The organism is bacterium SCSIO 12741 (assembly GCA_024398055.1).
GTDB lineage: Bacteria > Bacteroidota > Bacteroidia > Flavobacteriales_G > Salibacteraceae > SCSIO-12741.
The window spans coordinates 1,002,608-1,018,058 of record CP073749.1 but is presented as its reverse complement, the minus strand read 5'-3'; the positions used below and the strand labels follow the sequence as shown (position 1 = coordinate 1,018,058).

Below are 15,451 nucleotides of genomic sequence, written 5' to 3'. Positions count from 1 at the left end.
ATTAAAAATCTTTCCGGTTTCCTTTTCTCAGAAGGATTCCCAAAGGTACAATTACCCATAATACGGCAGTCATCAAAGCCACGACGATACCGACAGAAGATCCTAAGAAATGTTTAAACGATGCACCGGTAAAACCGAGCAGCGCAGAAAGGTCCAACTGCAATAAAATCAATACCCGACCCAAGTCAATGGGGTTGAACAAGGTGGCGATGAGGGCGGCATTTTCGAGGGGGTAATCGCTGAACCACAAGAGGAGAATCAGGAACAATCCGTCGTAAATGATAGCAAAGAATAACCAGGTTAAAATGGCCATCCCAAATCCCTTGATTCGGTTTTCGTTTTGAAGACTAATCCACAAAGCAAGGGCTGAAAAGATGAGGGACAGGAGAATGCCTGAGGTGAGCAGAATTCCGAGTTGACCGATGTAGTTCCAACCAAAAACCAAGGCTGGAACACCCAGTCCGATTAAAAGACTGAGGATCATAGAAGCATTCAACCCGAGGTAATTGCCCAGGAAGAAGTGCACTCTTTTAATGGGTTGGGACAGCATCAACTCAGCAAATTCCCGGTTTTGATAAAAGTAGATGATCCCCAATAGCATGGAAACCAAGGGTGTGATGAATAGTACAATATTCATTAAGCTGGCTACTGCGTTGCTTGGGGAATTAGAAAAGTGGAGTAGCGCTGAAGCACAAATCAGGTAAAATACGGTATAGACCACACTCCAGCGACTGCGAAGCAGGTCAAACAAACAGTAGCGAAATACATTAACCATAAACCAGTCCTCCTTCGGTTTTTAGTTCAACAGATTCAGAGTTGGAAGAAGGTCCTATAGACAATACTCGTGCTATCGCCTGCTCCAGATCCTGACTTTGTGTTTTTTCCATCAATTCACCGGGACTTCCCTGGAATCCAACCTTGCCTTCCAGCAGGAAGATGATTTCATCGGATAGGGTCTCGGCCAAGTGAAGAATGTGGGTGGTCATCAAAATGGTTTTGCCTTCATCCCTCAATCGCATCAATCGATTTTTAAGATGAATTCGGTTGATCGGATCCAGGCCAGAGGTGGGCTCATCTAATATGAGCAGATCGGTGTCAAACATGAGAGCCAAAACCAGATTCACTTTTTGGCGGGTACCTCCACTTAGGTTTTTCAGCTTCTGATCCATAAAAGGATGTAGTTGAAAAAGCTCTATAAAGGGCTGAGGATTGGCTTTTTGTTTACGCAATCCGTCTATGAGACTAATTAACTCTTTTACCCGGAGGTTTTCAGGAAATCGGGCAATTTGAGGTACGTAGCTAATCCGTTCACGAAGGATGTCGTTGCCCAATATCGTTTGCTCTTGAATGGATACCTGACCAGAATTGGGATGAATCAATCCCAGAAGGGTTTTGATCAAAGTGGTTTTGCCTGATCCGTTCGGACCTAACACCGTATAGATTTTTCCGGCTTCCAGGTGCAGATCGATGCCCTTGAGAACAGAAAGCCGTCCGAAACTCTTGGATATGTTTTCTATTTTAATCACGTCTTGGGTTCATTAAGGGTTTATGATCTGTTAGCGATTCCGGGGTTACTCCAGGTGCAGCTTTTTCGGCAAACTCAAGGAGTCCAACAAAATGACTTCTTAATAGTAAGATGGCAGGCTCACTTTTCTCCACCACATAGGTAAAGAGGCTCACTGGACGATGGGGAACATCGCCAATTCCATCGTGGTTGAGGTCATAGCCGGAATAGTCGCTCCAGTAATTCTTTTCATACAGGTTGTAGTTGCGTGGCGTGTTGGTGAACAAACTGAAAGTATTACCCACAAAGTTGTTTCCGGTAATGGTATCTTCCATACAACTGCTGAGGATCTTCATGGCCCAGCCGTTGCTCTCAAAATGGTTGTTGTCTATCCGGGTACGCACAGCACCTTCACCGTAAATGGCAGTAGTGTTTTTGTAAAAGGTGTTGTGTGAAATTTGACTATCGAATATTTCCTTTAGGAGCAAACCATAAGCAGCGGGCCCCCAATTGTTGCGGAATTCATTGTCACGCATTTCGATAAAGCTGGAATACATCACCGCTACACCTGAGCCATTCTCCATGAATTGGTTGTGGATGTAACGATTTTTGTCAGAGAACATAAAATGCAGTCCGTAGCGAATGTTGTTAATGCTCTGGTTGTTTTGGATAACTGAATTTTCTACAAATTCCAGATAAATACCATCGCGGTGTTGAACCACTTTGTTGTTATCAATCAGAATGTCTTTGCAGTACCAAAGGTGAATGGCGTTGCCTGAAGACATCTCCATTTCGGCTTGGCCTAACACTTCATTTCCCCGGATGATACATTGGTCGGAATGACGTAGGTAAATCCCAAAAAAGGCATTGATCAAACGGTTGTTTTCAATAACACATCCGGTGCATCGATCCGAGCTGATGGCTGCCCAGTCCTTGATGTAACTCGTTCCAATATTTCGAAACTCCAGACCTGACACCGTTATGCTATCAGCATGCAAGGTGAGAATTTCCCCCTGTTCCTGTGCGTCGAAAATGGCACCGGGTTCGCCCGTGATTTTAAGCGGTTTTTGAATTTCGATGCCATGCTCAAAATAGGTTCCTGCTTCCACCACGATTTGATCAAAGGGCTGTGCCTGTTGAACGGCCTCGGCCAGGGACAACCCACCGGGTGAAACCCGGATATTTTGACCTATGAGTAAGCCAGGTAGAAGGAGTAACCCACCAAGTATGGAGCTTAACGCTTTCATCAGAATCGGATTTGAGCCTCTTTCCAGTGAAGGACAGAGCCACCGTGATTAAACTGGTAGGCCAACACAGAATCAGAATTGCCAAAAGCCGTGAGGTATCGGCCCATTGGACTTGGCATTGCTTCACTTTTTAGGATGAAACAAGAATCAGCTGGAACCAATTTGGACGGGTGTGTAAATGAAGTCAGCCACAGGCTATGAATCTCCGTCTCATTTTCCAAAAGGTAATCGATTAGGCACTCTACTGAATCGAATTTGTAGCGTTTTCCTTTTGCTGTTACCAGCTCAGAGCCATAGCGAGCATCGGTGATGATCATCTTACAATGGGCACAGGGATCGGTGCCGTAACTAATGGGCTCCACTCGAGGTGTGCAGCCCACTAGTGTTAGCAGGGGCAAAGCCAAAATGAACCACGCTTTCATCGCCGACTGGTTTTGGGATAAGTCAAAAAGGCAACCAGAGACAACATGAGTCCTGTTCCAAACAACCACCCGCCGGTGGCAGGTAATGAGGTAGCTTCAAAATTCAGGAGCATTTTGGTGCCAATCAGAGGCGGTTGATACACCATGCCTGGAATTTTGATGGGAGCCGTTTCGCTGAGGTTATGACCATAATCGTACTCCCACAAATAGAAGTCGTAAATACCCAAGGCGCCTAAAAGGGCCACTAAGATGAACCAGGATAGGTAGAGGTATTTGCGATTGGCAATAAGCGCTCCCATTCCGAGAAGGGAAATGGCCAATACAACGTATTTGAAGTATTGCAGCTCCGGAATAGAATCCGGTTCGATGTATTTCATTCCCACGTAGTGATTCAGAATATTAATGTTCTGAAGCGTGTATTCCGTATCCCCGGTGATACGATCAATCCAGATAAACATGGTAATGCCGTCCGGATATTGAGGGGCCACCAGGGTAATGGACCACATGGGGAAAAGGAACAGTTGCATGGTGAGTAACACCGCCAGCAACATAAATAAACGTGGTAATTGTTTCATTTTATTCCCGATTAAATGTCTTTGATGACAAGCGAAAAACAGGAAAGAACCGGCCCAAAAGAATTCAAAATGTCAGGTACATCTGTTGTTCTCCCGGTCCTTTCCTGCATACGCTCAAGCTTATTTTTATTCGCCTAAAGACCAGCTAAGCTCTGTATTGGCATCTGCGGCAGATACGCGGATGTAGCCTTGCATTTCCTGGTGCAGGGCAGAGCAGAAGTCGGTGCAGTAGAAAGGAATTACACCTTCAAATTTGGGCTCCCACAGCAAGGTTTCAGTTTGACCCGGCATGATGAGTAGCTCAGAAGTGTTGGCACCCATGATGCTCACACCGTGAGGGGTGTCCCAATCCTGTTCGAGGTTGGTAACGTGTAGGTACACTTTGTCACCCACTTTTACCCCTTCAATGTTGTCGGGGGCAAAGTGACTTCGGATACAGGTCATATAGATATGTACCTCGTTGCCATTACGCTCTACCCGAACCTGATCTTCTTTCAAAGTGGCATGAGGGTGATGGTTTTCTTCCAGTGGATAGATCTTCTTGCTGCGGTCTTTGATCACGTCCGCAGCAATACCTTGAGCGTAGTGTGGTTCACCCATGGTAGGGAAATCCAGGATAAGTTTCATCTTATCGCCGGAGATGTCATACAATTGAGCAGAGTGTGCCAATTCTGGACCTGTAGGTAGGTATCTGTCCTTGGTGATTTTGTTCATCGCCACCAGGTATTTACCCCATGGTTTTTTAGAATCTCCACCAGGAATCATCAAGTGACCTACAGAGTAGTAACAAGGTACGCGGTCAACCACTTCCCAGGTTCCAATTTTCCATTTCACTACTTCACTGGAGATAAAGAAGGTGGTGTAAGCATATCCGTTACCGTCAAATTCGGTGTGTAATGGACCAAGACCTCCACTCTGTACCGCTCCTTCCACAACAGCGTCGAATTTCAGTACAGGAATACCGTCAATTTCTCCATCAAATGCCTGGCTTTCGATAGCGGCAATCATCTTGTCAAAAGAGTGAACGGTAATGTCTGCAGAAAGCTTACCAGCACCCACGATGTAAGATCCTGTTGGGTCTACGTCAACTCCGTGAGGAGATTTAGGTGTAGGTAGATAATAAATCAGCCCTGGGCATTCAGAAGGGATCAGCACTTTCACGTTTTCTTTCATTTCAGAAGTAGCCATGTGGGTCTCTTCGTTGTAGTAGTTGTGCGCATAGCGGGCTGGCATTTCTTTGAAGTTTCCAGCAGCGATATACTCCTCCGCTTTTTTCCAGTTAATGGCAGCGATGAAGTCTTTGTCATTTTGAGAAGCGTTGACCTCTTTTAGGGTATGACTTTCTTCGGTGTTGTAAGAGGTAAAGAAGGTCCAGCCGTGAGACTTTCCTTTACCAGAGTGGGCCAAATCGTAATCATATCCTGGAACGAGGATTTGGAAACTTACGTCCATGCTTCCTGGTTCATCAGCTTTGATGAAAGAAAGAGCTCCTTTAAAGTTTTCCTTGTAGGAGTTGATCGCTACATCCGTTTGAGGATAAGGCACACTAAAGCGGGTACCAGCTACGATGTATTCAGAGTTTTCCGTAGTGAATGGAGAACTGTGGTTTCCTCCACTGTTTGGAATCTCGAGAATCTCAGTGGTTTCAAAAGTTCCCAGATCAATCCGGGCTACCCTTGGTGTATTGTTACCGTTGATGAATAACCAGCGACCATCCGGCACACCATTAGTCTGAGATAACTCGGGGTGGTGAGCATCATCCCAGGGAATGAATCCGAATGATGTTTCCAACATGGGTTTTGTTTCTTCGTTATATCCCCAAGCCTTTTCGGCATCTTGCGAGAATACCGGAATGATTTTAAACAATCGTCCTGAAGGAAGTCCGTAGACCGTTACCTGACCGCTGAATCCTCCAGAGAGGAAGGCGTAGAATTCATCGTGTTCACCAGGTGGGACATATACCTGAGAGGCAGCGTCACCATTCCCGATGGGTGTTGTTGTTGCTTTTTGGCCTGCGTTGTTTTGGCATCCGTAGAACAGGAAGCCGGCCAGAGCCAAAAACGAAAGGATTTTACCTGACTTTTTCATTTGAGAATGTATTAATGATTAAAGCGTTCTGAAGTATTCCAAAATCTTTCTTGCCTGGTCTTCACTAAGCCCTTGATTGGCCATTGGGGCCATATTGGCTTCCACCAGCAATTGTTTGGCAATAGGATCTTCTTTCACCATTTGTTCGGGATTAAGAATCATGTTCATAATCCACTCTGGGGTACGTCTGTCGGCTACTCCACTAATAGCTGGACCGATAAATTTCTTATCCAACTTGTGGCAAGCCACGCAGTTTTGTTCGTAAATCTCTTTCCCTTCAGCTGCCATGGCCTGATCTATGGCTTCCAATTGAATCTCCGTAATGGGGCCAACTCCTTTACTGTCGCTTTTTTCAAGCGTAGTGGTCGGTTTTGGAGGAGCAGCGGGAAGAGTGGTGGGTTCGCTGTCTAATTTCATTTTTTCCTTCTTCGGTGCGGTAGCTTCTGGGTCGCCACCACAACTGGCCAGAAAGGCGATTGCCAATGTTGCCAGTATTACAGATGTGAATTTCATAATGACCTTCTTTTTGGATATTCAAAGGTTTTAATCTTCATTAAAAGAAAAAAAGACCTTTATATCTTAAATAAATGATTGATGTCACTTTTATTCTGGTTGTGAGGAGGTTGGCTTTGGAAGTGCTTGAAGGTCAGCGCAAAAAAAATCCCCTAACCAGCTCATTTGCCGGGTTAGGGGATTCTGTATTTTGAGAGTCAGGTTTTAGCTCAATCCAAAAGCAGATTTTACCTGATCAACGTAATCGAGTTTTTCCCAAGTAAACAACTCTACTTCAACGTCACAAGAAGATCCGTCAGGAGAAGTAAATGTTTTGGTTACCGTCTCAGCTTGACGACCCATGTGGCCATAAGCTGCAGACTCTTGGTAAATAGGATTTCTCAACTTCAGTCTTTGCTCAATAGCAAAAGGACGCATGTCGAAAATCTCTTCCACCTTACGAGCGATTTCTCCGTCCGATAGGTCTACGTGGGCAGTACCGAAGGTATTGATGAAAATACCCATAGGCTTAGCTACACCAATTGCGTAAGAAACCTGAACCAGAATTTCGTCAGCTACACCTGCAGCAACCAGGTTTTTAGCAATGTGACGAGTCGCGTAAGCGGCAGAACGGTCTACTTTAGAAGGATCTTTTCCAGAGAAAGCACCACCACCGTGAGCACCTTTACCACCGTAAGTGTCAACGATGATTTTTCTTCCAGTCAATCCGGTGTCTCCGTGAGGACCACCAATTACAAACTTTCCGGTAGGATTAATGTGGTATTTAATTCCCGATCCAAACAACTCCTGGATGTGTGCAGGCAATTGAGCTTTAACACGTGGAATCAAAATGTTTTTTACATCGTCATTGATCTTCTGAAGCATGCTAGCTTCGCTGTCAAAATCATCGTGCTGGGTAGATACTACAATCGTATCGATTCTCACCGGACGGTTGTTGTCATCATATTCCAGAGTAACCTGAGATTTTGAGTCAGGACGTAGGTATTTAATTTCATCATTTTCGCGGCGCAAATCGGCCAATTCTTTAAGAATCAGGTGAGCCAATTCGAGAGCCAATGGCATGTAGTTCGCCGTTTCGTTGGTGGCATAACCAAACATCATTCCTTGGTCACCCGCACCTTGATCTTCTTTGCTGGTACGATCAACACCCTGGTTGATATCTGCACTTTGCTCGTGAATAGCTGAAAGTACACCACAAGAGCTGGCGTCAAACATGTATTCACTTTTAGTATATCCGATTTTAGCGATTACTTCTCGAGCAATTTTTTGTACATCCAGGTAGGTATTGGATTTTACCTCACCTGCTAGTACAACTTGTCCTGTAGTAACGAGCGTTTCACAGGCCACTTTGGAATCTGCATCCCAAGCCAGGAAGTTGTCGATCAATGCGTCTGAAATCTGATCAGCAACTTTATCGGGATGTCCTTCTGAAACTGATTCAGAGGTAAAGAAATAAGGCATACTTCTTGATTTTTTATAAATGAATTGCGAAAATATACAGTTTAGGTATTGGTTGTATGCACTTACCGGACTTTTCGCACCTGATTTCGGCGATTTATTTGGGATATCCTACCAAGCCTCCTCCAATGCTCGGTTTTTTGGAGGGATTGAACACCTAAAATGACTGTTATGGTGAGCATTATGGGCTAAAACTGGAGTTCTATTGTATAAAATGGACGAACTCGTTCTGCGGCTAATCAGCCCAACTGAAGTCGTTTCCATTATAATTCATAATCGACATACTCATCCCTACTACTTCCTGTCATGTTGAAGAATTTGAATTTGGTAATGGTCATTCTTCCGGAAATGGAATAATGGGCTTCGGAGCGCGGAACGATCAGAAAGGCCATAAAAGGTTTGCGACTCGAGGACTTGCCATCATAGCCTTTAATCTTGATAGTGAAATCGATCTCTTCGTCGGTGGAATTTACTTTGACCTTATATCCTCTTAATTCTGGGCACTCGCCGGTTTCACTTCTTGGATAGGCCGTCATTAAAAATACAACCTCTTCATCCAGATTCACATGGTCTAAAATGCCACCAGATAGAGGAATAACCGAATCCAAAAGAGTTTGATTGTCAATTTTCACGATTTTGGTTGAACCGTCATCATTCATTTGATGTAACCTCGAAAAATCAATAGCCGTGGTATCCTGAGGTGGGTAAGCACAATGACGGACTTGCATATCTGCATCGCGAAAATCCTGTTTTTTACATCCGGATACAAACAAAAGAATTAACGCTATTAGAGTTAAGATGTTGGTTTTCATGGCTTACTAAGTTAGTCTATTTGAGCACAACTCAACGAAAGAATAGGAGGGTTATTTTCAAATCTAGCTTGAAATAGGGCGAAAAATGGAAGGGGACAGTAGATTAAGGCTTCTTCCGGGTCAGGTTTTTAAATACCGACTCCAGTCCTTGCTCTTCTTTTTGAAGGGTCAATATAGACAGCCCTTGATCTACACTGAGTTTGAACAGATCTTCACGAATGTCACGATCTGCCTCAATGATCCAACTGTTGCCGGATTCCACTTCGGCAAGAGTAACACCCTCCAGCGAGAGTAGAATTTTCTGCTCGGGATTGTTGGCAAACTCTACCTTAAATCGCAGGGAGCTGTCCTGCGCTGCCTGAATCTCGCCAGCCTTACCATCGGCCACCAATACACCTCGGTTAATGATCATCACCCGGTCGCAAACGGCTTCTACCTCTTGCATGATATGGGTACTCATCATGACGGTTTTGGTTTTACCAATCGACTTGATTAATTCCCGGATCTCTTCAATCTGATTGGGGTCAAGCCCAGTGGTAGGCTCATCGAGAATCAATACTTCAGGATCGTGAATCATGGCCTGCGCCAATCCTACCCGCTGACGATATCCCTTAGAGAGTGCGCCGATTTTTTTGTGCTGTTCCAATTGGAGTCCCACCTTTTCAATCATTTCGGCAACCCGTTGTTTTTTGTTGGACAATCCGTGCAATCCGGCTATAAAGTGCAGGTATTCCTTCACATACATTTCCAGATAAAGGGGATTGTGCTCCGGAAGGTAACCCACCTTCTTTTTCACCGCCATAGGTTCTTCACGCACATCGTGACCACATACGGTCACTTCACCCGAAGTTTGGGGCAAAAAGCAGGTGATGATTTTCATCATTGTCGATTTACCTGCGCCATTAGGTCCTAAAAATCCAACAATTTCACCCTTGCGGATGGAAAAGCTTACCTCATTCAAGGCCTTTTGAGTACCGTAAATCTTATTAACTGATGAGACTTCAATCGACATGGGCCAAAAGTATAAACGTTTTTTAATGAAATAGCTTCCCGGAAAGCACGTTAGCGCAAATTAACATCGAGTCACTTTTTTACTTTTGCGCATTGAATGAAAGGCAGAGTTTATAAATCGACCGGTAGTTGGCTGGAGGTGAAGTTGGAAAATGGAGAGTCCCTTCCTTGTAAGGTGAAGGGTAAATTTCGCTTGAAGGGTATTCGATCTACCAATCCGATTGCCGTAGGTGATTGGGTAGAAATAGAGCGAGTGGATGACGGCACTGGTGTGGTGAAGAAACTCATTCCACGCAACAACTACCTGATTCGTAAATCGGTTAACCTCTCGCACCGGGCGCAAATTTTGGCATCCAATATCGATCAGGTTATTCTTTTGGTGACGCTCAAACAGCCGGAAACGACATTGGGTTTTATTGATCGTATTCTGTGTTCGGCTGAGGCTTTTCACATCACACCCGTTCTTTTGTTCAACAAGATCGACTTGTTGGAAGAAGAGGAAATGGGCCGGTTGGCAGAATGGATGGAATTGTACGAGCAGGTGGGCTATCGCTGCGAGGCTATATCGGTGGAAAAGGGTGTAAACCTGGATGTGGTGAAAGAACTCATGACCGACAAAACATCGACCATTTCAGGGCATTCAGGAGCCGGAAAATCTTCCTTGATCAATGCCTTGGATCCCAATTTGGATTTAAAGGTAAAGGCGATTTCCACCTACCACAAACAAGGAGTGCATACCACCACATTTGCTGAAATGTTTGACCTGGACTTTGGCGCTCAAATCATTGATACGCCCGGAATTCGAGGCTTTGGCGTTCTCGATATCGATCGCTCTGAGCTCTCTCACTATTTTTTAGAAATGCGTGAGCTGTTGTCGGATTGCAAGTTCAATAATTGCCAGCACATCAATGAACCGGGATGTGGTATCAAAAAAGGATTGGTGGAAGGAAGGGTAGCAGAATCACGTTATTTCAATTACCTGGATATCTACGAGGAAGACAAATCCGAAAACTACCGCGGTACGGATTATTAAAGTCTTTTACCCTTAATCGAACTTCTTATTCTCTTTTGTATCCGGCAATTTTAGGCAGGATGAAAACCCTATTCGAATCGTTTTTAAGCTGAATTGGGGCTAAATGGCCGTATAGCAGGATGCGCGGTGAACATCTACAGATGAGGTGTTCTAAATTTGGAGAAAATTGAATCGTTATGAATCCTGTTAAGCAATTGGGAATTGCTGCACTGTCGTTTGGCCTTTTAGCCACAGCGGTATCTTGCAGTAGCCCGGCACCCGAAGAAAAGATGGAAACCGTTCAGGTCAAGCAATACGACTTGAAAGAGTTCTTCAAAAATCCCGATAAATCCAGTTACCAAATATCTCCCGATGGGTCTCATTTTTCCTACCTGGCTCCGTACCAGGATCGGATGAATGTGTTTGTTCAAAAAGTGGGCAGCGAAGAGAGCAAGCGTTTGACCGAAATCACCGACAGAGACATTTCAGGCTACACCTGGGCCAATGACAATCGTATCCTTTACCTAAAAGACAATGGTGGAGATGAGAATTGGGCTATCTACGGAGTTGACATCGATGGAAGCAATCCCAAAACCTTAACGAAGTTCGATTCTGTAACCACCCGTTGGATTGACGACCTGGAAGGATTGGATGACTACATCTTGGTTGGTTTGAACAAGAGAAACAAAATGATCTTCGATCCTTATCGCCTCAACATTGTGACGGGTGAACTGGAGATGTTGGCTGAGAATCCAGGCAATATTCAAGGTTGGATCACCGACCATGAAGGCAAACTTCGTCTGGCTACGACTACCGATGGGGTGAATACTTCCATCTTGTACCGTGCCACAGAGCAGGACGATTGGAAAGTAATTGTGACCAACAACTACAAGGAATCCATCAGTCCATTGTTCTTCACTTTTGACAACAAAAACATCTATGCCAGTTCTAACATTGGTCGCGATAAATCGGCCATTATCCTGTTTGATCTGGAGAGCGGAGAAGAAGTAGAAGAGATTTTTAACCACCCTGAAGTGGATGTTTCTTCTTTGAATTACTCAGAAAAGAGAAAGGTGTTGACCAGCGTTAGCTACAATACGGACAAGCGTCACCGTCACTTCCTTGACGAGGAGACCAAAGGCTGGTTTAGCAAGCTTGAGAAAAAGCTCGAGGGTTACGAAATCGGTATCGGTGCTATGAATAAGGAAGAAGACAAAATGGTTGTTCGTACTTATTCCGACAAGTCCAGAGGAGCTTTCTACATCTATGACAAAAACAGCGATAAGCTGGATAAAATTCACGATATCAGCCCTTGGTTGAACGAAGACGATATGGCTGAAATGAAGCCTATCCAATACAAGTCCAGAGATGGTCTGACCATTAACGGTTACCTGACCTTGCCAAAAGGAAAAGACCCAAAGAATCTACCCGTTGTGGTTAATCCACACGGTGGTCCATGGGCTCGTGACTATTGGGGATTCAACCCACAGTGTCAGTTTTTAGCTAACCGTGGTTATGCGGTGTTGCAGATGAACTTTAGAGGGTCAACCGGATTTGGACGTGCCTTCTGGGAAGCTTCTTTCAAGCAATGGGGGCAAGCCATGCAAAATGATGTGACTGATGGCGCTCAATGGTTGATTGACCAGGGAATTGCAGATCCAAAGCGTATCGCTATCTACGGCGGAAGCTATGGTGGATATGCTACTTTGGCGGGTCTTTGCTACAGCCCTGAAATGTACGCCTGTGGTATCGATTATGTAGGTGTTTCTAACTTGTTTACCTTTATGAACACATTTCCTCCCTACTGGGAACCTTTTAAGCCTATGGTTTATGAGATGGTAGGGAACCCGAATACGGAAGATAGTGTGATGATGGCTAAGTACTCGCCATCCTTGAATGCAGATAAAATTGTAGCGCCTCTTTACATCGCGCAAGGAGCCAATGACCCTCGGGTGAAAAAGTCTGAGAGTGATCAGATGGTGGAAGCTATGCGTGCCAGAGGAGTAGAAGTGGAGTACCTCGTTAAAGACGACGAAGGCCACGGATTTAGAAATGAAGAGAACCGGTTTGAGTTTTACGAAGCCATGATCGGATTCCTCGATAAGCACATCGGCGACGCTCCGGCTGAGACTGCTGCTGCTGAATAAGACTTGGTTTTAGCACAAAGCCAGAAAGCCTTCGGTTGAATTTATTCGGCCGGAGGCTTTTTTAATTTACAATCCGATGATTATCGGAACAGGATCAATTTTCAATTTTCGGGAAAACCTTTTGGATCCTGGATCGAAGGTTCTTGTTCATTTCCAGCTTCGGGCTCAACACTCCATTCTCGCTTCTGATCTCCTACCTTTGCCGCATGTCGCAGGAATTGCTCGTTCGTTTTTTTGATAATCAGGATCTGCCCGAAGGCCGGATGTCAACTTATGCCCGAATCAATGAAGAATTGGATACGCTTAAGGAAGCTGGCTTAGAAAAGACGGTGTCCTATTGCACAACGCTTTGGTCTTCGATTGATTTGATGGCTCGTTTTTACAGTGGTCAATTGGTCAACCGGAATTCCACGGGGCGAATCAGCAGATACCTGAGAGGACCCATGAGTCGCAATGGGAAGAACAGCGAGATTTTGCTTCTATTCCGCCATGCCTGTACCCATGGTTTAGGAATGTATGCTTTTGATGCTACCCGAAAAACCGAAGTGCGCTTTTCCTTAAGCACCCAATCTCCCGATTTGATCACCAAAATTGGCTCCAGCCATTTCCGCATCAATCCCCATTTATTGAGGAACCTCTTTCAAAAATCGGTGGAAAACTACCGCGGGCAATTGGAGCAGGATGAGGAATTATTGAAGAAGTTTGCCAAGGTCTATCGCAAGTTGGGATACGCCATAATTTACCAAGAATGAACTACCTCTCCGTAGAAAATATATCCCGCCGGTTTGGCGAACGAGTCATCTTTAAGGACATTTCATTTGGAATGGCCAAAGGGGATAAGCTGGCTTTGGTGGCGCAAAACGGAACCGGAAAATCCACGCTGCTCAATATTTTGGCCCAGCTCGATGAACCGGATGATGGGCAGGTCGTTTATCGCAAGGGAATTAAGGTGCGCTACTTGTCTCAAGATCCAGATCTACCCGTTCACCTTAAAGTATGGGATGCTGTTTTCGAAGGATCCGATCCGGTGATGCGGGCGGTGAAAAAATACGAGGAGTGCATTGAAAATCAAGTGGAAGGGGAAGAGCTTCAAAATGCTATTGATCAAATTGAAGAACTCAAGGCTTGGGATACGGAAGTTCGGGTAAAAACTATTCTTACCGAGCTGGATATTCATCATTACGACCTCGAAGTAGGGCAACTATCCGGAGGGCAAAAAAAGAGATTGGCTTTGGCTCGGCTGCTTTTGGAAAACCCCGACTTTCTTATTCTCGATGAGCCTACCAACCACCTTGATCTGGACATGATCGAATGGCTGGAACGCTTTCTGATTAACGAGAACCTTACACTCTTAATGGTGACGCACGACCGCTATTTTTTAGAGCGGGTATGCAACGTTATTCTGGAGATGGATGACCACGGTCTGTACTCTTACAAGGGGAACTACTCCTACTTTCTGGAAAAGCGGGAAGAACGCAAACAGATTGAAGCCTCGGAAATCACCAAAGCCAAAAACCTGTACCGAAAGGAGCTCGACTGGATGCGTCGACAGCCGAAAGCTCGAGGAACCAAAGCCAAAGCAAGGGTTGATTCCTTTTATGACCTCAAGCAAGTAGCTAAGCGGAAAATTGATCAATGCGAAGTGGAGTTGGAGATCAATATGCAGCGCCTCGGAAGTAAGATCCTGGAGTTTCATACGGTAGGTAAGTCCTTTGGTGAGAAGCACCTGTTCGAGAAATTTTCATACAAGTTTGTTCGAGGGGAAAAGGCCGGAATTATCGGAAAGAATGGAACTGGAAAGTCGACCCTGCTCAATATGGTGATGGGGTTAACTGAACCCACTTCGGGTAAGATCGTTGTTGGAGATACGGTTTCCATGGGCTATTACAACCAGGAGGGGATGAACCTCAAACCCGATGGTCGGGTTATTGAGATCGTCCGTGAAGTGGGAGAATATTTGCCCCTCAATAAGGGTAAAAAGCTATCGGCTGCGCAGCTGTTGGAGCGTTTTCTATTTCCCAGAAGCATGCACTTTAACCGAGTGGAAAAGCTAAGTGGAGGGGAGAAGAAAAGATTGCATCTACTGACCATATTGATGAAAAACCCCAATTTTCTGATCCTGGATGAGCCGACCAACGATCTGGATATTATGACCTTGAATGTTCTGGAGAATTTCTTGCTCGATTTTCCGGGATGTGTTCTCATCGTTAGCCACGATCGCTACTTCATGGATAAGCTCGTGGATCACTTATTTGTTTTTAACCAAGGGACCGAGATCCGGGATTTTCCAGGGAACTATTCCCTGTGGCGAAACGAAAAAAAGCCACCCAAAGAAGCCAAAGCCGTTAAGCCGGAAAGTGAGAAATCCGAAAAGAAAAAATCGGATCGTTCAAACAAACTTACGTTCAACGAAAAGCGTGAATTTGGTTTATTGGAAAAGGACATTGAACGTCTCGAAAAACGCAAAGCACAAATCGATCAGAAGTTTCTTCAAGCCGATACTTCTCCAGAAGAATTAATGGAATTGTCCGAAGAATTGGGAATCGTGCTTCAGCAATTGGATGAGAAAGGGGATCGCTGGTTAGAACTTTCAGAGAAGGTGGAGTAGCTTCCACAAAGATTTTCTTACACTTCGTAAAGGATTTTCCACAGTTCGAAAAGT

At 44.9% G+C, this 15,451-nt stretch carries 14 protein-coding genes; 4 read left to right on the top strand and 10 right to left on the bottom strand.

Annotated elements, in window-relative coordinates; all coding sequences use genetic code 11:
- Position 1: 1 nt before the first annotated feature.
- The 10 genes from KFE98_04285 to gldA form a co-directional block, all read right to left on the bottom strand.
- Positions 2-775: an ABC transporter permease gene (locus tag KFE98_04285; GenBank protein UTW63385.1), complete on the bottom strand. Its 774-nt coding sequence runs from the start codon at positions 773-775 to the stop codon at positions 2-4.
- Positions 768-1,526, bottom strand: coding sequence for an ABC transporter ATP-binding protein (locus KFE98_04280; GenBank protein ID UTW63384.1), 759 nt, complete (start codon positions 1,524-1,526; stop codon positions 768-770). The genes KFE98_04285 and KFE98_04280 overlap by 8 nt, the downstream gene beginning before the upstream one ends.
- Positions 1,519-2,751 carry a nitrous oxide reductase family maturation protein NosD gene (locus KFE98_04275; protein UTW63383.1) on the bottom strand — a complete coding sequence of 411 codons (1,233 nt, stop codon included), beginning with the start codon at positions 2,749-2,751 and terminating at the stop codon, positions 1,519-1,521. Before KFE98_04275 ends, KFE98_04280 begins: the two co-directional genes overlap by 8 nt.
- Positions 2,751-3,173, bottom strand: a complete 423-nt coding sequence (locus KFE98_04270) for a nitrous oxide reductase accessory protein NosL (GenBank protein ID UTW63382.1) — start codon at positions 3,171-3,173, stop codon at positions 2,751-2,753. The genes KFE98_04275 and KFE98_04270 overlap by 1 nt, the downstream gene beginning before the upstream one ends.
- The gene (locus KFE98_04265) at positions 3,170-3,748 is read right to left on the bottom strand and encodes a hypothetical protein (GenBank protein UTW63381.1); all 579 of its coding nucleotides are present in this window, start codon (positions 3,746-3,748) and stop codon (positions 3,170-3,172) included. Before KFE98_04265 ends, KFE98_04270 begins: the two co-directional genes overlap by 4 nt.
- Positions 3,749-3,874: 126 nt before the next feature.
- Positions 3,875-5,836 carry a Sec-dependent nitrous-oxide reductase gene (gene nosZ / locus KFE98_04260; protein UTW63380.1) on the bottom strand — a complete coding sequence of 654 codons (1,962 nt, stop codon included), beginning with the start codon at positions 5,834-5,836 and terminating at the stop codon, positions 3,875-3,877.
- Between the two features lie 18 nt (positions 5,837-5,854).
- Entirely contained in the window at positions 5,855-6,349 is a 495-nt protein-coding gene (locus KFE98_04255; GenBank protein UTW63379.1) for a c-type cytochrome, read from the bottom strand.
- A 204-nt stretch (positions 6,350-6,553) separates the two neighbouring features.
- Entirely contained in the window at positions 6,554-7,810 is a 1,257-nt protein-coding gene (gene metK, locus KFE98_04250) for a methionine adenosyltransferase (GenBank protein UTW63378.1), read from the bottom strand.
- 260 nt (positions 7,811-8,070) lie between these two features.
- Positions 8,071-8,619 carry a hypothetical protein gene (locus KFE98_04245; protein ID UTW63377.1) on the bottom strand — a complete coding sequence of 183 codons (549 nt, stop codon included), beginning with the start codon at positions 8,617-8,619 and terminating at the stop codon, positions 8,071-8,073.
- A gap of 103 nt (positions 8,620-8,722) precedes the next feature.
- A complete protein-coding gene (gene gldA / locus KFE98_04240; GenBank protein ID UTW63376.1) occupies positions 8,723-9,631 on the bottom strand; it encodes a gliding motility-associated ABC transporter ATP-binding subunit GldA in 909 nt (302 codons plus the stop codon).
- A 96-nt stretch (positions 9,632-9,727) separates the two neighbouring features.
- Between gldA and rsgA the strand changes: the two genes are divergently transcribed.
- From rsgA to KFE98_04220, 4 genes are all read left to right on the top strand, one after another.
- Positions 9,728-10,663, top strand: a complete 936-nt coding sequence (gene rsgA, locus KFE98_04235) for a ribosome small subunit-dependent GTPase A (GenBank protein ID UTW63375.1) — start codon at positions 9,728-9,730, stop codon at positions 10,661-10,663.
- 269 nt (positions 10,664-10,932) lie between these two features.
- Positions 10,933-12,789, top strand: coding sequence for a S9 family peptidase (locus tag KFE98_04230; protein UTW64636.1), 1,857 nt, complete (start codon positions 10,933-10,935; stop codon positions 12,787-12,789).
- A 206-nt stretch (positions 12,790-12,995) separates the two neighbouring features.
- Entirely contained in the window at positions 12,996-13,541 is a 546-nt protein-coding gene (locus tag KFE98_04225; protein UTW63374.1) for a hypothetical protein, read from the top strand.
- The gene (locus KFE98_04220; protein UTW63373.1) at positions 13,538-15,397 is read left to right on the top strand and encodes an ABC-F family ATP-binding cassette domain-containing protein; all 1,860 of its coding nucleotides are present in this window, start codon (positions 13,538-13,540) and stop codon (positions 15,395-15,397) included. The genes KFE98_04225 and KFE98_04220 overlap by 4 nt, the downstream gene beginning before the upstream one ends.
- The last annotated feature ends 54 nt before the right edge of the window (positions 15,398-15,451 follow it).